Below are 19,614 nucleotides of genomic sequence, written 5' to 3'. Positions count from 1 at the left end.
CGTATGCACAGCGTAAATGTGTGGAAACCCCACATACGCAAAAAGTGAAAAACCATAAATTTGCCTGTCATTTCCCACTCAACATGGAGAACAAGCATGGCCGCTCTTCTTGAAATAGATGGGCTCACCAAAGATTATCATCACCGGACTGGGTGGTTGAGAAAGCGTGTCACTCATGCGGTTAAGCCTGTGTCTTTTTCATTGGATGTGGGGGAAACCATTGCCTTTGTGGGCGAGAATGGCTCAGGAAAATCAACTCTAGCACGCATGATTGCGGGTGTGATCGAGCCAACGGCAGGGCAAATCCGAGTTAATGGCGAGACGCTGCGTTACAAAGATTACCAAACTCGCTGTAAGTTGATTCGGATGATCTTCCAAGATCCGAACACCTCGCTCAACCCACGCAATCAGATCGGGCAAATCTTAGAAGGCCCCTTGCGACGAAACACCAACATGACCCCGCAAGAGCGCGGCAAACGCATTAAGAACACGCTATTGCGCGTGGGCTTGTTACCCGAGCACGCCTACTTTTATCCGCAAATGCTGGCCACCGGCCAAAAGCAACGGGTATCGCTTGCGAGAGCCTTAATTCTGCAACCCAGTGTCATTATCGCTGATGAAGCCTTAAATGGCTTGGATATGTCCATGCGCTCGCAAATCATCAACTTGTTGTTGGAGTTACAAGATGAGATGGGACTGTCTTACGTGTATGTGTCTCAGCATATGGGGGTGATTAAACACGTCACTGACAAATTGATGGTGATGCAAAAAGGGAACGTGGTGGAATCAGGCAATACCGCAGACATTTTTGCCAACCCGCAACACGGCTTGACGCAAAGGCTGATTGATAGTCATTTTACCGCACCTGTCTTAGACCGGCGTTCGCGTAAATCAGCTGGCGCACGGCCATAGCCTGATCAAGAGCGGCATTGTTAGCCGCTCTTTTTATTGCCATTTATCTATGATCTTAATCGCTTAGCTAGTTAACGTTTGGTTGATCGCTGCCAGCACAGCAGCAGGATCGGCTGCCTGCGTCACCGGCCGACCGATCACAAGATAATCAGAGCCCGCTTGCACCGCTTCTTTTGGCGTCATCACTCGGCGTTGGTCACCTTGGTCACTGCCGGCGGGACGGATCCCCGGAGTGATCAACTTAAACCCATCTCCACATTCAGCCTTCAATAGACTGGCTTCATGCGCAGAGCACACCACCCCATCAAGCCCTGCCTGCTTGGTTAACCCCGCTAAGCGCTGCACCTGTGCTTGCGGTGACGTATGAAGGCCACTGTCAGCTAAATCGTTTGCTGTCATGCTGGTCAGTACGGTCACGCCAATCAACCAGGGGCGATTGCCGCCATAGGGGGCCAGGGCTTCACGTGCCGCAACCATCATTCGCTCGCCACCAGAGGCGTGGACGTTGACCATCCAGACCCCTAACTCAGCCGYCGCCGACACCGCACGTGCACACGTATTGGGGATGTCGTGGAATTTAAGATCGAGAAATACCTCATGTCCCCCCGCGTGCAGCTGTTTAACTAATGCCGGCCCAAATAWGGTGAACATTTCTTTGCCCACTTTCAAGCGACATGAGCCCGGCTCTATTTTATCCACAAAGGCCAGTGCTTGATTCATGTCTGCGTAATCGAGTGCCACGATGACTTTTGGGTCGTGCATGTTGTCTCCTTGTTCCTTATATAGTGTTCAGCTAAGCGGTGATTCACGCGCGATAGATAAAAAAACGGCGATGCCAATGCATCGCCCTTATTCACCATCAAGCCCCCGGATTGGCTTGATTGCCCCCCAGCTTTTGCAGGACGGGCATTGCCAGTAAAGCGCGTGAGTGGAGAAGCCGCATTTTCGACAACGATAATGCGGTTTCACCTTCATCTGTTCGGCGACCAAGTCTTTTAGCGTGTTCAAACTGGTTTTAGCGCGACCCTCTTCGGCTTGATCGACATGGTATTCCATCAACTTGTGGAAACCGCGCATAGTCGGATTGCGAGTAAGCTGGCGGGTGAGAAAGCTTTGCGCCATCGCGATATTTTCATTGTTGCCAATCACTTCTGACAGCATCAGCTCTGCGCTGACCCCAGCGTTCTTTTCAATACACTCTTTTAAAAATCGGACCAAATGCATTTCACGCCCTAATGCACGGTAGCTCTCCGCCAGCAAAGGTAGCGCTTCACTGACAAAGTCCGCATCCTGCTCAAGGATGTTCTCCAGCTGCTTGATCGCCCCTTTGTAGTCTTCATGCTGGATATCAAGCTTGGCCAGCTTCAAACTGGCACGCACACAGCTCTTATCATACGACAGGGCGCGGCGAAAGCATTGCCGTGCCTTGTGTTCATCGCCCTCAGCGAGTTGTTGCATCGCCAGCTCACAGTGAAAATGGGCAATGTCTTTACGTAACTTATGCTTGCCCATCTTGACCAGTTTGCTCGCGGTATCAATCGCGTTTTCCCACTCTCGGGTTTGCTGAAAGATAGCCAACAACTGCTGAAGGGCAAACTCTTGATAATCTGGCTCATCAACCAGCTCGGAAAATATCTTTTCTGCGCGATCAAAAAACCCGGCGACCATGTAATCTTTGGCCAGCTGTTGCATGGCGAGGTTGCGTTGATCAAGCGTCAGATTAGGGCGAGCAATCAGGTTCTGGTGGATGCGAATCGCGCGATCGACTTCGCCCCGAGAGCGAAACAGATTGCCAAGGGCAAGGTGGGTATCAATGGTCTCATTGTCGACCTGGAGTAGCTCGATAAACAGATCGACTGCTTTATCTGATTGTTCAGACAGCAGCAGATTGAGCCCCGCCACATACTGACGAGACAAGTGATGTGACTGTTCTTGCCGTCGATGACGAGCATTCCTGTTACCCATATACCAGCCGTAACCGGCCGCAATGGGGAGCAACAGAAACAACAGCTCTAGCATGAATTATTGTTCCTTAAGCGGGTCCGTGCGCAATTTATCAAGTTCTTTGCGTTGCTTATCCACCTGCTTACGCAGTCTTCGAGCGGTCACTCTCGCTTTTAGGTATAACGCACCGCAGATTAACCAACCAATGCCAAAACCCATGACAAAGACGATACCCAAGATCACAGAAAGACGAAATTCCCCTTGAGCAATTAAGTAGTTAAAGTTGACCACATCTTGGTTTTGCGCTCCCAGCGCCAAGGTGATCAGAAAACATAACACCAGAAACAGAATGCCGAGTATTTTCACAAGTATTCCCTCATTGCGAAAGGCCTAGTGCCTCTTCAATTATGGCAGAACGACAAGATGCGAGGCACTTGTCACTGTGAACGTTTGCTTGATACAACAAAACGTTACTAATACACCCTTGGCTCGCGCTGTCCACTTGCATGATGGCAAGTGGCAAGGTTTTAGCTGTGGGTACAAGATCTTACACAGAAGGTATGATTATGCAGGAAATTCGCCACGCAAGCTATGATCGATAGGCATAARAAAACGGCATACCTGCAGCATGCCGTTTTTTCCAGCGTCTATCGCTTAACCATAGATGTTAACGCGATCACGAAGCTCCTTACCAGGTTTGAAGTGCGGGACGTATTTACCGTCAAGCTCCACTTTTTCCCCTGTTTTCGGATTACGCCCCACACGAGGCGCGCGATAATGCAGTGAGAAACTACCAAAACCACGGATTTCGATCCGATCACCGCTTTCAAGTGTGGTCGCCATATGCTCAAGGATTTCCTTGATAGCATCCTCTACCTGCTTAGCAGACAGATGGGCTTGCTGACTACAGAGCCTTTCAATTAACTCAGATTTGGTCATAGACACCCCGCTTTAGTATGTTTCTCAACAGTATAAATGCAGAGGGGGAAAATTTCCCCCTCAACTTATACATTATTCGCTCTTCGCTGCTTTAAACGCGTCAGCCATAGCATTACCGATAGCGCCTTCATCAGATTTGTTCAGGCTAGCCATCGCTTCTTGCTCGTCAGCTTCGTCTTTCAGACGAACAGACAGGTTCAGAACGCGGTTCTTACGGTCAACGCCGGTGAACTTCGCTTCAACGCTGTCGCCAACTGACAGGACTTGTGTCGCGTCTTCAACACGGTCACGCGCGGCTTCAGAAGCACGCAGATAACCTTCAACACCTTCTGCAAGCTCAACAGTTGCGCCTTTCGCGTCAACAGCCGTTACCGTACCGTTAACGATAGCACCTTTCTTGTTCGCTGCCAGGTAGTTGTTGAATGGGTCTTCTTCCATCTGCTTGATGCCCAGTGAGATACGCTCACGCTCGGCGTCAACCTGAAGAACAACTGCTGAGATCTCGTCGCCTTTCTTGTATTCGCGAACGGCTTCTTCGCCAGCCACGTTCCAAGAAATGTCAGACAAGTGAACCAGACCGTCGATGCCGCCGTCTAGACCGATGAAGATACCGAAGTCAGTGATTGACTTGATCTTACCAGTTACACGATCGCCTTTGTTCTGAGTTTCAGCGAATTGCTGCCATGGGTTGGCTTTACACTGTTTCAGACCAAGGCTGATACGACGACGCTCTTCGTCGATGTCCAGAACCATGACTTCAACTTCGTCACCCACGTTAACCACTTTAGATGGGTGGATGTTCTTGTTGGTCCAGTCCATTTCAGACACGTGTACCAGACCTTCAACGCCTTCTTCGATTTCAACGAAGCAGCCGTAGTCAGTTAGGTTGGTTACACGGCCAGTCAGCTTGTGACCTTCTGGGTAACGGTTAGCAATAGCTACCCATGGATCTTCACCCAGTTGTTTCAGGCCAAGCGATACGCGAGTACGCTCACGGTCAAACTTCAGAACCTTAACGTTGATTTCGTCACCAACATTAACGATTTCTGATGGGTGCTTAACGCGCTTCCACGCCATGTCAGTGATGTGAAGCAGGCCGTCAACGCCGCCAAGATCAACGAACGCACCGTAGTCAGTCAGGTTCTTAACGATACCTTTAACTTCCATGCCTTCTTGCAGAGAAGCTAGCAGCTCGTCACGCTCAACGCTGTTTTCTGACTCGATAACCGCACGACGAGAAACCACAACGTTGTTGCGCTTCTGGTCAAGCTTGATTACTTTGAACTCGAGCTCTTTGCCTTCCAGGTGAGAAGTATCACGTACTGGACGAACGTCAACCAGTGAACCCGGTAGGAACGCACGGATGCCGTTCAGTTCTACGGTGAAACCACCTTTCACTTTACCGTTAATAACACCGTTAACGGTTTCAGCTTCTTCGTACGCTTTCTCTAGCTGGATCCAAGCTTCGTGACGCTTCGCTTTCTCACGAGAAAGCTGAGTTTCACCGAAACCATCTTCCACTGCGTCCAGGGCTACATCGACTTCACCGCCGATTTCAATTTCAAGTTCGCCAGCAGCGTTCTTGAATTGGTCAGCTGGAATAGACGATTCAGATTTCAGGCCTGCGTCAACCAGAACGAAACCGTTCTCGATAGCAACAACAGTACCCTTAACAATAGAACCTGGGCGAGTTTCGATTTCTTTTAGAGACTCTTCAAAGAGTTGAGCAAAAGATTCAGTCATTATATTTAAATCTTCAATTTGATAAACGTCCACGGGTATCCTACCGCATGGGGTTGTTAAATATGTTAGCTATCATCCTTGCAGCTAACGGTTATAGACTGCTTATGCAGCCGATAATTTGCTTTCAATAAACGCCAGTGCTTGTGCAATCACTTCGTCGATTGATAGCGACGTTGAGTCTAGCACTAATGCATCTGACGCGGGACGCAATGGCGCCACCGCTCGATTGCGGTCACGATCATCACGCTCTTGAATTTCGCTTAAAAGGCGGTCAAAGGTAACATTAACCCCCTTGCCTTGCAACTGATGCTGGCGCCGGCGCGCGCGTTCTTCTGCGCTAGCATCCAGGAAGATTTTCGCCTCGGCTTGCGGAAAGACCACGGTGCCCATATCACGGCCATCAGCAATCAAACCTGGCTCGCCGACAAACGCACGCTGACGGCGCAGCAATGCCTCGCGAACACGCGGGAGGGCCGCGACTTTTGATGCTTGATTACCCACTTGTTCAGTGCGTAAGGCACCAGACACATCTTCCCCTTCGAGGATCACCTTCACCAGCTCACCCTCAGCGATAAATTGGACGTCTAGGTTCGCCGCCAACGGTACCAGCGCGTCTTCTGATGCGGTATCTACGTCATGATGAATCGCCGCTAATGCCAAAACACGATAGATGGCGCCAGAGTCTAGCAAATGCCAGCCTAGTGTCTCCGCCAACCGCATACATAAGGTTCCTTTTCCTGCACCACTTGGGCCATCTACTGTAATCACAGGCGCCTGTGTCGGCATAAATCTCTCCACGTTCGTCAACTTTACTCGATTCGCGTCGCTTGCGGCTTAAAACGGGTTTGACGCCTGGCATATCATCATGCGACAAACACACCGTTTGCCCAACAAGCCCATCGATAAATCGGCGCATAGTATAGAAGAAATCCGGCAGGAAATCATTGCTGCTGCGTCGATATCAGCAGCAATGAGTTGCAGTATGATTATTCCGCAATGCTGATTGCCGCGAGCTTCTCGAAATAATCCGGGAAGGTTTTTGAGGTGCAGCCTGGATCGTTGATAGTGACGGGCGTGTCACTTAACGCCACTAGCGAGAAGCACATTGCCATTCGGTGATCGTCATAGGTGTCGATGGCCGCATGTTGCAACTGCGTTGGTGGCTCGACATATAGATAGTCTTCGCCCTCTTCAACCACAGCACCTACCTTTTTAAGCTCGGTAGCCATTGCGTACAGACGATCGGTTTCTTTGACCCGCCAATTGTACACGTTGCGGATCCACGTCGGTCCCTCGGCAAATAAAGCGGCCACACCAATAGTCATCGCGGCATCAGGAATATGATTAAAGTCCATGTCGACGCCTTTAAGTGTTTGTCGACGGGCAAGCACATAATCCTCTCCCCACTCGATCTCAGCCCCCATCGCCGCGAGTGCGTCGGCAAACTGAATGTCGCCTTGTACGCTATGACGCCCAATACCCGTGACTTTCACTTCTCCGCCTTTGATTGCGGCTGCGGCAAGAAAATACGAGGCTGATGATGCATCGCCCTCTACCATAAAATGGCCTGGCGATTGATAACACTGCCCGGCAGGGATCACAAACGCTTGGTAGTGATCATTTTGTACCTCAACACCAAATTGCGCCATGATGGCTAGGGTAATATCGATATAAGGTTTAGAGACCAGATCCCCTTTAATAGTGATCCGGGTTTCTTGCTCCGCAAATGGCGCGGCCATCAGTAATGCGGTGAGAAACTGACTGGAGATGCTACCATCAATGCTAACGTCGCCACCCGCCAAGCCAGTGCCATGGATACGTAGTGGCGGATAGCCTTCAGTCTCAAGATACTGGATATCAGCACCAATCGCATTCAGGGCGTCAACAAGGTGGCCAATAGGACGCTCTTTCATTCTCGGTTCACCTGTCAGGGTGACATCCCCCTCACCCAGGCACAATGCAGCCGTTAAGGGTCGCATCGCCGTGCCCGCATTGCCGAGAAACAGCGTAGTCGCCTCAGCGCTATTAAACGGTTGTCCCAGTCCTTGCACCACACATTCGGTGCGATCGCTGGACAATTGATAGTCAACCCCCAACGCGGTAAATGCATTGAGCATATGCCGCACGTCGTCACTATCCAGTAAATTGGTTAATCGGGTGGTGCCTGAGGCTAACGCGGCAAGCAATAGCGCGCGGTTAGACACACTTTTAGAGCCGGGAAGATTAATTTGGCCGTTAACATGAGAAATCGGGGAAAGTGTCAGTTGCTCCATTCTGGTTTATATCCGTGATGCTTAGTGCCCCCAAGAATAACCAAAATACCGGTTACCTCACAATTATTATTTTTGTCATCCTCGCCTCCCAAATAAAAAACCGCTTCCCCGTAGAGAAGCGGCTTGGTTTTGTGCTCGAGCCATTGGCAGATAACGCCAAACGATGGCTGGTAACGCCAAGAGATGGCCACAAGCGCCAATGATTTGGGAAGGTCACCCTGTGGCATCTTAACGCAGCCGTCTAGCTTGACGGTCACGACCCTTTACTAGCCGTATTTTTTCTCGAACTTGGCCATAAAGTCGACCAAGGCTTGAACGCCCTCAAGGGGCATGGCGTTGTAGATAGAGGCACGCATGCCGCCCACATCTCTGTGGCCTTTCAGCGCCTGTAAGCCCTGTTCCGTTGCTTCAGCAAGGAAAGTCTCATCCAGGTCGCTGTTCGCCAACTGAAACGGCACATTCATCAAGGAACGATTGTCTTGGTGAATGTCATTGCGATATAAGCTCGATTGATCAATCGCTTGGTAAAGCAGGGCTGCTTTTTGTTGATTACGCGCGTAAATCGCTTCGATCCCGCCTTGTTTTTTCAACCATTTAAAGACTTCGGCGGCCAGATACCAAGCAAAGGTCGGTGGCGTGTTAAACATCGAGTCTTTCTCGGCCAACACTTGATAATTAAGCACACTAGGCAAGACGTCTTTGGCTAAACCGAGTAAATCATCACGCACAATCACCAAGGTCAGCCCGGCAGGACCAATGTTCTTTTGCGCGCCAGCGTAAATCACCCCATATTTCGACACATCAATCGGACGTGACAGGATGGTTGACGACATGTCCGCGACAATGGGTTTATGGGTTTCAGGCAAATCATTGATTTCGATACCATCAATGGTTTCGTTAGGGCAGAAATGGACATACGCCGCATCATCACTCAGTAGCCAGTCTTTCGCCGGCGAGATAGCGCGCTTGCCCTCTCGCTCGCGGCGAACATTGATAACATTGGGCGTGCAATAGCGTTTGGCTTCTTTGACCGCACTTTCGGCCCAGTAGCCGCCATCGACATAATCGGCGATGGTGTGGCTCCCCATTAGATTCATGGGCACCGCGGCGAACTGCGCTCGCGCGCCTCCCTGACAAAAAAGAATATGGTAGTTATCAGGAATCACTAGGAGTTCACGCAAATCTTGCTYTGACTGACGGGCAAGGGCTAAGAATGCTTGGCTGCGATGCGACACTTCCATCACCGAGGTACCAAAGTCTTGCCAGTTCATCAATTCTTTTTGCGCTTTTAGCATCACCTCGCGTGGCAACATCGCGGGGCCTGCGGAAAAATTATATACCTTATCCATGTTGGGGAGGGGCTCCTGCTTATTTGTCACTTGCGGCGTCGAACGTCGCAAGGGTTTCTCTGTTTTAAAAGGCGTGTGATTGATTTAACACGTTTCGCGAACAATTTGAAAGCGCCAACGCCGATCCGAACACAATTTCCGCCATCACTCCTGTTAATAGGCAATAAAAAAGGGTGCAGTTCACTGCACCCTTAAGACGTTATCTCAGCGACGACTTATGCGTCTTGATCATCATCAGACGCAGGCGACTGATCGTTAGCATCGCGTTCGCCATCATTGATAGGCGCTGATGCTTTGCCACCGTCAGACTGAGTGGTTGTCCCGGCTTCATTAGCCAGCGCTTCCATCTCCTCTTCGTCTGGTTCCTCGATGCGCTGCAGGCCCACCACTTTCTCGTCATCACTGACGCGAATCAAGCGTACACCTTGGGTGTTACGCCCTACTTGGCTCACCTCTTCTGCGCGAGTACGGACTAAGGTCCCCGCATTAGTGATCATCATCAGCTCATCGCCTTCACAGACTTGGATGGCACTGACAACGTCGCCATTACGCTCAGAGACTTTGATCGAAACCACCCCTTTGGTCGCACGACTCTTGGTTGGGTATTCTGCCAACGCTGTACGCTTACCAAAGCCGTTCTCGGTCACGGTCAAGATTTCCGCATTCTCTTGCGGCACAATCAAAGAGACGACCTGATCGTTTTCAGCCAATTGAATGCCTCGTACCCCCGCGGCGGTACGACCCATCGCGCGAACGGTGTCATTCGATGCCAGGAAGCGCACTACTTTACCGAATTGCGAGAACAGCATGACTTCACTGCTATCATCAGTGAGCTGGGCCCCAATCAGGCTATCGCCCTCACGCAAGTTCACTGCAATGATCCCGGCGCTACGTGGACGGCTAAAGTCAGTCAGTGGTGTTTTCTTAACGGTACCATGAGCTGTGGCCATAAAGACGTATTTGTCTTCTTCATACTCACGCACTGGCAGGATCGCGGTAATACGCTCATCTTCTTCCAGCGGGAGTAGATTCACAATTGGCTTACCGCGCGCATTACGCGATGCATGCGGCAGCTGATAGACTTTCAGCCAGTACATACGCCCGCGCGTCGAGAAGCACAGTATTGTGTCATGAGTATTAGCAACCAGCAGTCGCTCAATGAAGTCTTCATCCTTCATTCGCGTTGCTGATTTCCCCTTACCACCACGGCGCTGCGCGTCATAATCGCTCAGAGCCTGATACTTAACATAACCGTCGTGTGACCAGGTTACCACCACGTCTTCTTCATTGATAAGATCTTCAATATCAATGTCGGCACTCGCCGCGGTGATTTCGGTCAGACGTTTGTCACCAAAACCATCACGCACCGCTTCAAGCTCTTCACGGATCACTTCCATCAAGCGCTCGGTACTCGCCAAGATATGCAGCAGCTCCGCAATTTGTTCCAGCAAGCCTTTGTATTCGTCTAAAATCTTTTCGTGCTCAAGCCCAGTCAGCTTGTGCAGACGTAAATCAAGGATCGCTTGTGCTTGCTGCTCGGTCAGATAGTACGAGCCATCATCACGGGCACCAAATTCTGGCGCCAGCCATTCTGGACGGGCGTTTTCACCGCCCACGGCTTCCAGCATGGCGGATACGCCCCCGAGTCCCCAACCTTGATCTTGTAGCTCTTGTTTGGCTACCGCAGGCGTAGGGGCTTGACGAATAAGCTCAATGACTTCGTCGATGTTCGCCAGCGCAACCGCTAAGCCTTCGAGGATGTGGGCACGGTCGCGCGCTTTACGCAACTCATACACGGTACGACGTGTGACCACTTCACGGCGGTGGTTAACAAAGCACTCAAGCATCCCTTTAAGGTTAAAGAGCTTCGGCTGGTTATTATCCAACGCCACCATATTCATGCCGAATGACGTCTGTAATTGGGTTTGCGCGTAGAGGTTGTTCAGTACGACCTCAGCCACCGCATCGCGCCGACACTCAATAACAATCCGCATGCCCTCTTTATCGGACTCATCACGCAGCGCGGAAATGCCATCAATTTTCTTGTCTTTAACCAGCTCGGCAATCTTTTCAATCAAACGCGCTTTGTTGACTTGATAGGGGATTTCATTGACAACAATGGTCTCTTTACCATTTTTGTCAGTTTCGATATCCGCCTTGGCACGCAAGTAGATTTTGCCACGCCCGGTTTTGTAGGCGTCTTCAATCCCTTTGCGACCATTAACCATTGCCGCTGTCGGGAAGTCTGGGCCTGGAATGTGCTCCATCAGCTCATCAATAGTGATATCTTCATTATCGATATACGCCAGACACCCGTTAACGACTTCGGTTAAGTTGTGAGGTGGGATGTTGGTTGCCATCCCGACCGCAATCCCGGAGCCGCCGTTAACCAGCAGGTTGGGGACACGCGTTGGCAATACGTCCGGGATTTGCTCGGTACCGTCATAGTTCGGCACATAATCCACGGTTTCTTTGTCGAGATCGGCAAGCAGCTCATGGGCAATTTTCGCCATACGCACTTCGGTATAACGCATTGCCGCGGCTGAATCACCGTCGATAGAGCCGAAGTTACCTTGGCCATCTACCAACATGTAGCGCAGTGAGAACGACTGTGCCATGCGCACAATGGTGTCGTATACCGCACTATCACCATGGGGGTGATATTTACCGATTACATCGCCGACCACACGGGCCGATTTCTTATATGGCTTGTTCCAGTCGTTGCCAAGTACGTTCATCGCGAATAATACGCGGCGGTGTACTGGCTTTAGGCCATCACGCACGTCAGGAAGAGCTCGGCCAACAATGACGGACATTGCATAGTCGAGATACGAGCTTTTCAGCTCCTCTTCGATATTGACTGGCGTGATCTCTTTAGCAAGATCGCTCATGGAGCCAACATCCCTCAAATAATGTTTGCGTATTCAAATACGTGACCACGGAGGATAACACAAACCCTCTGTGGAGACACGCGAATATGGCTAAGATGTATCACGGATCTCGTTAGCAAACGCGCTGAGCGCGTCTACACGGACAAAAAGCCACCACTTGCGAAGCTAACTTTGATTTTTTTACTAGAAAAGCCCACAAGGTGTCTGAGCGCGAAAAAGGGATGATCCCTTTAACTTGAGCACACGATCACTTTTTTAGCAGGCACAGAAATATCAACCATACTTAGATGTGACGTGTCTGACCGACCTAACGTTGGTTAACCTGATACATAGAGGAGGCATGATGCTCACTCGTATCGTTAACGCGATTGGTGCCTGTCTCATAGCAGGCAAGTACCTTTTGGCTGGCATAATCGCCATCAGCGCCATTTTAACCGCGGCGTAATGTGGTTCCCTCTGCACGGCGGTGGTTGGCCGTCGTGCTATTTCTCTACCTGTGCACCTTGCCCTCGACTCAGGTTGTCTATCCCCCGTCATATCACCCACTGCCCCGCAAGAAGCACGGCTTCTTTTTATCGCGTTGGATTTCGTTATAATGCAGCAAAACCGATAAGGAAGCTGCAGTTATGAGCCAAGTACCTAATGTCGATCCGGCGGAAATTCAGAAATTCGAGGATATGGCCTCGCGCTGGTGGGATCGAGAAGGTGAATTTAAGCCTTTGCATCAGATCAACCCATTACGCCTCGATTATGTCTTGGACAAAGCAGGCGGGTTATTCGGCAAAACCGTACTTGATGTCGGATGTGGCGGCGGTATCTTAGCGGAGAGCATGGCGCAAGAAGGCGCTGAGGTCACTGGCTTGGATATGGGCAAAGAGCCCTTAACGGTCGCGCGCCTCCATGCCCTTGAAGCAGGTGTCGATGTGCAGTATATCCAATCGACCGCTGAAGAGCATGCCAGCAGCTATGCGCAGCAATACGACGTTGTCACCTGTATGGAAATGCTCGAACACGTGCCTGAACCCGCCTCCGTGATTCACGCCTGTGCACAGATGGTAAAACCCGGTGGTCATGTCTTTTTCTCGACACTGAACCGCAATACCAAATCTTGGCTGTTCGCAATTCTAGGAGCAGAACATGTGCTTAAATTGGTGCCAAAAGGCACGCATGAGCACCATAAGTTTATTCGCCCCTCAGAGCTGATGAACATGATTGATAACACCCCGCTAACGGCCAAAGACATGACAGGGCTTCACTACAACCCAGTGTTTGATACCTACAAACTCTCCAACGCCAATGTCGATGTGAATTACCTGGTTCACACCGTCGCGCCCTAGCCGACTGATAAGGAGCTTGCCAGCATGACCCCATCGACCATTCTCTTTGATTTAGATGGCACATTGCTTGACACCGCCCCCGATATGGGTGAGGCCGCCAACCGCGTCCTCGCCGAGTTTGACTTGCCTCCGTTAACACGCGAGCAAATTTATACCCATACAAGTTTCGGCGCACGCGGCCTGTTAAGCGCTGGATTTGGCGAACAAGCACAACATCAAGACCCTGTCGCCCTCCGTGCGCGTTTTCTTCATCACTATGGTGATGCGATATGCCATGGCACCCAGCTTTACGCTGGCATAGACACCCTGCTCGACAAGCTGGATCAGTTGCGCATCCCCTGGGGCATTGTGACCAATAAGCCCGAAGCGCTTACGCATCAATTACTCGCCTTTTTCCCTCGCCTGCAAGAGGCCAGGGTCATCGTTGGCGCCGATACCTATGCTCATGCCAAACCGCACCCTATGCCTTTGCTTGAAGCAGCCAAAAGCCTCAATTGTGTGCCACAACAAGGGCTGTATGTCGGAGACATTGAAAACGATATATTAGCGGCGCGCGCGGCGAATATGGGGGCAGCCGTCGCAGGATGGGGTTACACCGGCGATCAAGCCTTAGTTCATAATTGGAAAGCAGATCATATTTTCGCCAGGCCGGATCAGCTTAGCGCCATTCTTGGATCCTAGTCACACCCCACATTTTGTGGGGTTTGCTGTCTTTTCAATCAGTTAAAAACGATCACTGATCATCGCTAAGATCAACCAAAATAAATTTTTTTTATTACCAATTTTTGCCTTTCAGTGATTGAAATTCTCACTAATCTTGTCGGCCTTGCGTCACTAGGTTGGTGATTACTAACTTTATATATAACATCCCCAAGATATCCACACCCACCCCAACAAAGACTGGCTTGCAAAAAGTAGGTTATATCACTATCTTGTAACCGACTCGGACATCGCCCCCTATATATAGTGTATGAGCGACGAGATGTCCGCATAGAGGCCGACCAAAAAATCATCAGCATTTTATAAAAACTTGCGAAAAAGAGCAGTTTGGCAAGGGAATATTGGGAAAGCATACAAATGAACCAAGAAATTACCGTATTAAAGCGTGATGGACGCAAAGAAAACTTAAACCTCGATAAAATCCATCGCGTAGTGACTTGGGCTGCCGAAGGCCTCTCAAACGTTTCTGTTTCTCTGGTTGAGATGCGCTCTCACATCCAGTTTTACGATGGCATGCGCACGGAAGATATTCACGAGACAATCATCAAAGCTGCCGCCGATCTGATTTCCGAAGAGAGCCCGGATTATCAATATCTTGCAGCTCGCTTGGCTGTCTTCCACCTACGTAAAAAAGCCTATGGCCAGTTCGAGCCCCCTAAGCTGGTTGATCATGTCAAAAACATGGTCGAGAAAGGCAAGTATGATCAGCATATCTTGGAAGACTACAGCGAAGAAGAGCTTGATACCCTAGACAGTTACCTCGATCACTGGCGCGATATGAACTTCTCATACGCCGCGGTGAAGCAGCTGGAAGGGAAATACCTGGTGCAAAACCGTGTCACCGGTGAGATTTACGAAAGCGCACAGTTTTTGTACATGATGGTCGCTGCCTGCCTGTTTGCGTCATACCCGAAAGAAACACGTTTGGACTACATTCGTCGTTTTTATGATGCTGCCTCGCAGTTTAAGATCTCACTGCCAACACCGATTATGTCTGGGGTACGTACGCCTACACGTCAATTTAGCTCTTGTGTGCTGATTGAGTGTGACGACAGCTTAGATTCTATCAATGCCACATCCAGCGCGATTGTTCGCTATGTATCGCAACGCGCAGGTATTGGTATTAACGCAGGCCGTATTCGCGCGTTGGGTAGCCCAATCCGTGGCGGCGAAGCCTTCCATACTGGTTGTATTCCGTTCTATAAGTATTTCCAAACCGCGGTGAAATGCTGCTCGCAAGGCGGTGTTCGTGGTGGCGCAGCGACCTTATTTTATCCAATTTGGCACCGCGAAGTGGAATCACTGCTGGTATTGAAGAACAACCGTGGTGTAGAAGAAAACCGTGTGCGCCACATGGATTACGGGGTGCAAATCAACAAGTTGATGTATACCCGCCTACTTAAAGGTGGCAACATTTCCTTGTTCTCCCCGTCAGATGTGCCTGGCTTGTACGACGCCTTTTTCGAAGATCAGGATGAATTCGAACGTCTGTATACCCAGTATGAAGCGGACGACACTATCCAACGCGAGACGGTAAAAGCGGTCGACCTGTTCTCACTGATGATGCAAGAGCGCGCCTCAACCGGCCGTATCTATGTTCAAAACGTTGACCATTGTAATACCCATAGTCCGTTTGATGCATCGGTGGCCCCAATTCGCCAGTCGAACCTGTGCTTAGAAATCGCGCTACCGACCAAGCCACTGAACAATGTTGAAGATGAGAACGGTGAGATTGCACTGTGTACGCTGTCCGCCTTTAACCTGGGTGCGCTTGAATCACTCGACGAGCTGGGTGAGTTGGCCGACTTAACCATTCGTGCCCTTGACGCGTTATTGGATTATCAAGATTATCCGTTACCTGCCGCGCGCAAAGCGACCATGAACCGTCGTACCCTGGGTGTGGGTGTGATTAACTTTGCCTATCACCTCGCTAAGCACGGTGTACGTTATTCGGATGGCAGTGCGAATGGCCTCACCCACCGCACTTTCGAAGCGATTCAATATCACTTATTGCGTGCGTCCGTGGAGCTGGCGAAAGAAAAAGGCGCGTGTCCTGCGTTTAACGAAACCACTTATTCACAAGGTATCCTCCCTATCGATACCTACAAGAAAGACCTGGATGCGATTTGTGATGAGCCATTACATCTGGATTGGGAAACCTTGCGCAAGGATATCCAAACCCATGGTTTACGTAACTCAACGCTGACCGCTTTGATGCCGTCAGAGACGTCGTCACAAATTTCAAATGCCACCAATGGCATTGAGCCACCACGTGGTTTTGTCTCAGTGAAAGCCTCCAAAGATGGCATTCTCAAACAAGTGGTACCTGAGTATCACAAGTATAAAGATAATTACGAACTGCTCTGGAACATTGGCAGCAATGAAGGTTACTTGCAGCTAGTCGGTATCATGCAAAAATTCGTTGACCAAGCGATTTCTGCCAACACCAATTATGATCCGAGCCGACATGCAAGCGGTAAAGTTCCTATGAACCAGCTGCTTAAAGATTTGCTCACCGCGTACAAACTGGGGGTGAAAACCCTGTACTATCACAATACCCGTGATGGCGCGAGCGATGGTCAGTCGGAATCAACCGCGGCGCAGGCGGCTGAAGATGATTGTGCCGGCGGTGCATGTAAGATCTAACACACACATGCAAAGGGGCCCCTGGGCCCTTTTCTAGAGGTTTATAAGATTCATGGCTTACAGTACGTTTTCTAAAATCAACAATGACCCGCTCAAAGAACCCATGTTCTTGGGCCAGTCCGTTAATGTTGCCCGCTACGATCAGCAAAAATATGAAATTTTTGAAAAACTGATCGAAAAGCAGTTGTCGTTCTTTTGGCGCCCAGAAGAAGTGGACGTATCGAGCGATCGTATTGATTACAACAAGCTACCTGAACATGAAAAGCATATTTTCATCAGTAACTTGAAGTATCAAACCTTGCTGGACTCTATCCAAGGTCGCAGCCCTAACGTCGCGCTACTCCCACTGGTTTCTATTCCAGAGCTAGAAACCTGGATTGAAACCTGGAGCTTCTCTGAAACCATTCACTCTCGCTCTTATACCCACATTATTCGTAATATTGTGGCTGATCCGGCGATTGTGTTTGATGACATCGTGATGAATGAGCACATTCAAAAGCGCGCAGAAGACATTGCCCAGTATTATGATGACCTGATTGAGCTAAGTAACTACTACCACCAGCTGGGTGAAGGGACACATTCCATTAATGGGCAAACGGTCACGGTCAGCTTACGCGCGCTCAAGCGTCAGCTGTATTTGTGCCTGATGTCGGTCAATGCGCTTGAAGCCATTCGCTTCTATGTCAGTTTTGCATGCTCCTTTGCCTTTGCCGAGCGCGAACTGATGGAAGGGAATGCTAAGATCATCAAGTTTATTGCCCGTGACGAGGCACTGCATCTGACCGGGACGCAGCACATGCTCAACATTCTACGTAGTGGTCAAGACGATCCTGAGATGGCTGAGATTGCTAAAGAATGCGAGCAAGAGTGCTTTGACTTGTTCAAAAAAGCCGCTGAACAAGAAAAAGATTGGGCCGAGTATCTATTCCGTGATGGCTCGATGATCGGTCTGAACAAAGATATCCTGTGTCAGTACGTCGAGTACATTACCAATCTGCGTATGTCTGCGGTGGGCTTAGCGCCTGCCTATGATAATGCCACGCAAAACCCCATCCCTTGGATTAACGCTTGGCTGTCCTCGGACAATGTTCAAGTGGCACCACAGGAAGCCGAAATTAGCTCGTATCTGGTCGGTCAGATCGATAACGAAGTCAGCGTCGAAGACTTTGGCGACTTCGAGCTATGACCCGTATCACCATCGAAGTGAACGGCATAATGGTGGGTGGCAACACCCACCAAAACTTGCTGGAGCAGTTAGAAGACGCCGGTATTCAGCCTGAATATCAATGCCGAAATGGCATGTGTGGCGCCTGCCGCTGTAAGCTTAATCAAGGGTCTGTCACGCAGGGAGAAAGTATGGCGTTTGTAATGCCAGGCGAAATCCTCGCTTGTCAAAGTGCGCCGCAGACGGATGTGTCCATCGCGTTCGACTACCAACCCGCTGACATCAAAAAACAAGTGAACGAGGCGTAATACAATCGCCTCGCCTTCCGTTCTCTTGCCGACCTTCTATTCTATGCTGTCTGCATCAATGTAAATATCGTCATGTCGTGTCAGTGAAGCATAATCGGCAATCACCGTATACCCACTTAAGTAGCGCCTTAACATATCTAATAACACCGTAGAGATGTAACAGCGCGCATCGTCGTGAGACAGTTGCCGTTTAAAGCTTAATCGCTGCCCCCACTCGCCCTCTGGTGTGGAGATAGCCACACAAATTTGTCCGTGCAGTTCCGGGCCACAGGCAAGGCCAATTTGCTTTTGGTCGGGGCTGATCGTCGCACTGGCCATCGCCAGTGATGCCGCCAAAGGATTAGCCACCGCTTGCTCCGGCACATGCGCGTTCGACATTACCCAGCCTTGTTCAACCAAGTAAGCCGCTTGGCCATTGAGTAAGCTTGATAGCCAACCACCGGTAAATTGCTCGGCGACTTTCAACGCCATACCGTGACGTTTAACGTCAAACGCTAATGCTGAAGCCATCGGCTCATTGTATGACACCACGTAATCAGCAAGCCGCTGTTGCAATGCCTCAAGGAGGGGGTCTTTTTCATCATGGTCTGCATCAATAAACAGTTTCACCTCAATAAAAGGCAAACTCGAGCGATAGCCCAATGACACATCGTCAGGAAGCACTAATGATGCCATCACGTCACTGATCCCGGACTCTGATAAGCCAAATGTAAACAAACGGTAACAAGATCGCGCTTTTGCTGCGTAAACATGTAACAACTCAGGAAGGATTTGGCGCTCAACCATGTCGAAAAACTCAGAGGGCACTCCAGGCGTAAAATAAAAATGACACCCATTGAGTTCACAGTGAAAACCACACGCTGTTCCTTTCGGGTTCTCAATTAAGCGCGCGCCGTCAGGTAACATCGCTTGCTTAAGGTTGCTTTGTGCCATCGGCCGGCCGTGTCGCTCAAACCGCTGTTTCAGCTCATCGAGCCACGCTTCGTTCAGTGTCAGCTCCACCCCCATCGCCGATGCCATCGCCGCCGTGGTGAGATCGTCCGTAGTGGGCCCAAGCCCGCCGTTCACAATCACCACTTGCTCTGTCTGTGATAACCGAACTAATTCAATCGCCATATCATCAAGGTCATCCCCAATGGTCACCCGGCGAGACATCGTTAGCCCGTTCTCAAATAAAGTCCTTGATAGCCATGCTGCATTGGTATCCGTGATATCTCCCAGCAACACTTCCTCTCCGGTAGAAAGCATCGCGATTTGTGGCATTGGTGCTTGATGTTGTTGGTTTTCCACCCTGCCGCTCCTTATTGGTCACCGTGATTCGTCTTTGATTATGACATTAGACCGCTCGATTCACTACCCCAGCCTAACCGTACACTTTACTTTACTG

The 19,614-nt window shown here is 50.2% G+C and carries 16 protein-coding genes and 1 pseudogene; 7 read left to right on the top strand and 10 right to left on the bottom strand.

What is annotated here, in order from left to right:
* Both BZG14_RS15455 and BZG14_RS11565 read left to right on the top strand, forming a co-directional pair.
* Window positions 1-113 (top strand): annotated as a pseudogene (locus tag BZG14_RS15455) (peptide ABC transporter ATP-binding protein); the annotation flags it as partial.
* The gene (locus BZG14_RS11565; protein WP_077458058.1) at window positions 97-912 is read left to right on the top strand and encodes a peptide ABC transporter ATP-binding protein; all 816 of its coding nucleotides are present in this window, start codon (window positions 97-99) and stop codon (window positions 910-912) included. The pseudogene BZG14_RS15455 and the gene BZG14_RS11565, both read left to right, overlap by 17 nt.
* A gap of 63 nt (window positions 913-975) precedes the next feature.
* Here the strand turns inward: BZG14_RS11565 and pyrF are convergent, their stop codons facing one another.
* The 9 genes from pyrF to gyrA form a co-directional block, all read right to left on the bottom strand.
* The gene (pyrF, locus tag BZG14_RS11560; RefSeq protein ID WP_077608788.1) at window positions 976-1,674 is read right to left on the bottom strand and encodes an orotidine-5'-phosphate decarboxylase; all 699 of its coding nucleotides are present in this window, start codon (window positions 1,672-1,674) and stop codon (window positions 976-978) included.
* Window positions 1,675-1,761: 87 nt separating this feature from the next.
* Window positions 1,762-2,931 (bottom strand): lipopolysaccharide assembly protein LapB, encoded by a 1,170-nt coding sequence (gene lapB, locus BZG14_RS11555; RefSeq protein WP_069361469.1) that lies wholly within the window; start codon window positions 2,929-2,931, stop codon window positions 1,762-1,764.
* 3 nt (window positions 2,932-2,934) lie between these two features.
* Window positions 2,935-3,222 (bottom strand): LapA family protein, encoded by a 288-nt coding sequence (locus tag BZG14_RS11550; RefSeq protein ID WP_069361468.1) that lies wholly within the window; start codon window positions 3,220-3,222, stop codon window positions 2,935-2,937.
* Between the two features lie 288 nt (window positions 3,223-3,510).
* Window positions 3,511-3,795 (bottom strand): integration host factor subunit beta, encoded by a 285-nt coding sequence (ihfB, locus tag BZG14_RS11545; protein ID WP_046073494.1) that lies wholly within the window; start codon window positions 3,793-3,795, stop codon window positions 3,511-3,513.
* Window positions 3,796-3,867: 72 nt separating this feature from the next.
* Entirely contained in the window at window positions 3,868-5,538 is a 1,671-nt protein-coding gene (rpsA, locus tag BZG14_RS11540) for a 30S ribosomal protein S1 (protein WP_069361506.1), read from the bottom strand.
* 102 nt (window positions 5,539-5,640) lie between these two features.
* Complete coding sequence (gene cmk, locus BZG14_RS11535) at window positions 5,641-6,324, bottom strand: (d)CMP kinase (RefSeq protein WP_069361466.1); 684 nt, start codon at window positions 6,322-6,324, stop codon at window positions 5,641-5,643.
* A 200-nt stretch (window positions 6,325-6,524) separates the two neighbouring features.
* Window positions 6,525-7,811: a 3-phosphoshikimate 1-carboxyvinyltransferase gene (aroA, locus tag BZG14_RS11530; protein WP_077485644.1), complete on the bottom strand. Its 1,287-nt coding sequence runs from the start codon at window positions 7,809-7,811 to the stop codon at window positions 6,525-6,527.
* Window positions 7,812-8,077: 266 nt separating this feature from the next.
* Entirely contained in the window at window positions 8,078-9,160 is a 1,083-nt protein-coding gene (gene serC, locus BZG14_RS11520) for a 3-phosphoserine/phosphohydroxythreonine transaminase (RefSeq protein WP_077608786.1), read from the bottom strand.
* A 215-nt stretch (window positions 9,161-9,375) separates the two neighbouring features.
* Entirely contained in the window at window positions 9,376-12,051 is a 2,676-nt protein-coding gene (gene gyrA, locus BZG14_RS11515; protein ID WP_077485640.1) for a DNA topoisomerase (ATP-hydrolyzing) subunit A, read from the bottom strand.
* A 626-nt stretch (window positions 12,052-12,677) separates the two neighbouring features.
* Between gyrA and ubiG the strand changes: the two genes are divergently transcribed.
* The 5 genes from ubiG (at window position 12,678) to yfaE (ending at window position 18,227) form a co-directional block, all read left to right on the top strand.
* Entirely contained in the window at window positions 12,678-13,388 is a 711-nt protein-coding gene (gene ubiG, locus BZG14_RS11510) for a bifunctional 2-polyprenyl-6-hydroxyphenol methylase/3-demethylubiquinol 3-O-methyltransferase UbiG (RefSeq protein WP_077608785.1), read from the top strand.
* Between the two features lie 24 nt (window positions 13,389-13,412).
* A complete protein-coding gene (gph, locus tag BZG14_RS11505) occupies window positions 13,413-14,069 on the top strand; it encodes a phosphoglycolate phosphatase (RefSeq protein ID WP_077608784.1) in 657 nt (218 codons plus the stop codon).
* Window positions 14,070-14,465: 396 nt separating this feature from the next.
* Complete coding sequence (gene nrdA, locus BZG14_RS11500; RefSeq protein WP_069361460.1) at window positions 14,466-16,754, top strand: class 1a ribonucleoside-diphosphate reductase subunit alpha; 2,289 nt, start codon at window positions 14,466-14,468, stop codon at window positions 16,752-16,754.
* Window positions 16,755-16,806: 52 nt separating this feature from the next.
* On the top strand, window positions 16,807-17,940 hold the full coding sequence (gene nrdB, locus BZG14_RS11495) for a class Ia ribonucleoside-diphosphate reductase subunit beta (protein ID WP_077485634.1): 1,134 nt from the start codon (window positions 16,807-16,809) through the stop codon (window positions 17,938-17,940).
* The gene (yfaE, locus tag BZG14_RS11490) at window positions 17,937-18,227 is read left to right on the top strand and encodes a class I ribonucleotide reductase maintenance protein YfaE (protein ID WP_069361458.1); all 291 of its coding nucleotides are present in this window, start codon (window positions 17,937-17,939) and stop codon (window positions 18,225-18,227) included. Before nrdB ends, yfaE begins: the two co-directional genes overlap by 4 nt.
* 36 nt (window positions 18,228-18,263) lie before the next feature.
* Here yfaE and BZG14_RS11485 read toward each other — a convergent pair whose 3' ends face one another.
* On the bottom strand, window positions 18,264-19,517 hold the full coding sequence (locus BZG14_RS11485; protein ID WP_241824665.1) for a CinA family nicotinamide mononucleotide deamidase-related protein: 1,254 nt from the start codon (window positions 19,515-19,517) through the stop codon (window positions 18,264-18,266).
* Between the last annotated feature and the right edge of the window lie 97 nt (window positions 19,518-19,614).

Source organism: Salinivibrio sp. IB282 (assembly GCF_001995685.1).
In the GTDB taxonomy this organism is placed as follows: Bacteria; Pseudomonadota; Gammaproteobacteria; order Enterobacterales; family Vibrionaceae; genus Salinivibrio; species Salinivibrio kushneri.
The sequence above is the reverse complement of the archived record's forward strand: the minus strand, read 5'-3'. Positions and strand labels throughout refer to the sequence as shown.

Bases quoted from the DNA above. Each gene is read 5' to 3' on its own strand.
- aroA (WP_077485644.1), bottom strand. From the start codon at position 7,811: ATGGAGCAACTGACACTTTCCCCGATTTCTCATGTTAACGGCCAAATT.
- nrdA (WP_069361460.1), top strand. From the start codon at position 14,466: ATGAACCAAGAAATTACCGTATTAAAGCGTGATGGACGCAAAGAAAAC.
- nrdB (WP_077485634.1), top strand. From the start codon at position 16,807: ATGGCTTACAGTACGTTTTCTAAAATCAACAATGACCCGCTCAAAGAA.
- ubiG (WP_077608785.1), top strand. From the start codon at position 12,678: ATGAGCCAAGTACCTAATGTCGATCCGGCGGAAATTCAGAAATTCGAG.
- gph (WP_077608784.1), top strand. From the start codon at position 13,413: ATGACCCCATCGACCATTCTCTTTGATTTAGATGGCACATTGCTTGAC.
- lapB (WP_069361469.1), bottom strand. From the start codon at position 2,931: ATGCTAGAGCTGTTGTTTCTGTTGCTCCCCATTGCGGCCGGTTACGGC.
- rpsA (WP_069361506.1), bottom strand. From the start codon at position 5,538: ATGACTGAATCTTTTGCTCAACTCTTTGAAGAGTCTCTAAAAGAAATC.
- cmk (WP_069361466.1), bottom strand. From the start codon at position 6,324: ATGCCGACACAGGCGCCTGTGATTACAGTAGATGGCCCAAGTGGTGCA.
- ihfB (WP_046073494.1), bottom strand. From the start codon at position 3,795: ATGACCAAATCTGAGTTAATTGAAAGGCTCTGTAGTCAGCAAGCCCAT.
- BZG14_RS11565 (WP_077458058.1), top strand. From the start codon at position 97: ATGGCCGCTCTTCTTGAAATAGATGGGCTCACCAAAGATTATCATCAC.
- yfaE (WP_069361458.1), top strand. From the start codon at position 17,937: ATGACCCGTATCACCATCGAAGTGAACGGCATAATGGTGGGTGGCAAC.
- gyrA (WP_077485640.1), bottom strand. From the start codon at position 12,051: ATGAGCGATCTTGCTAAAGAGATCACGCCAGTCAATATCGAAGAGGAG.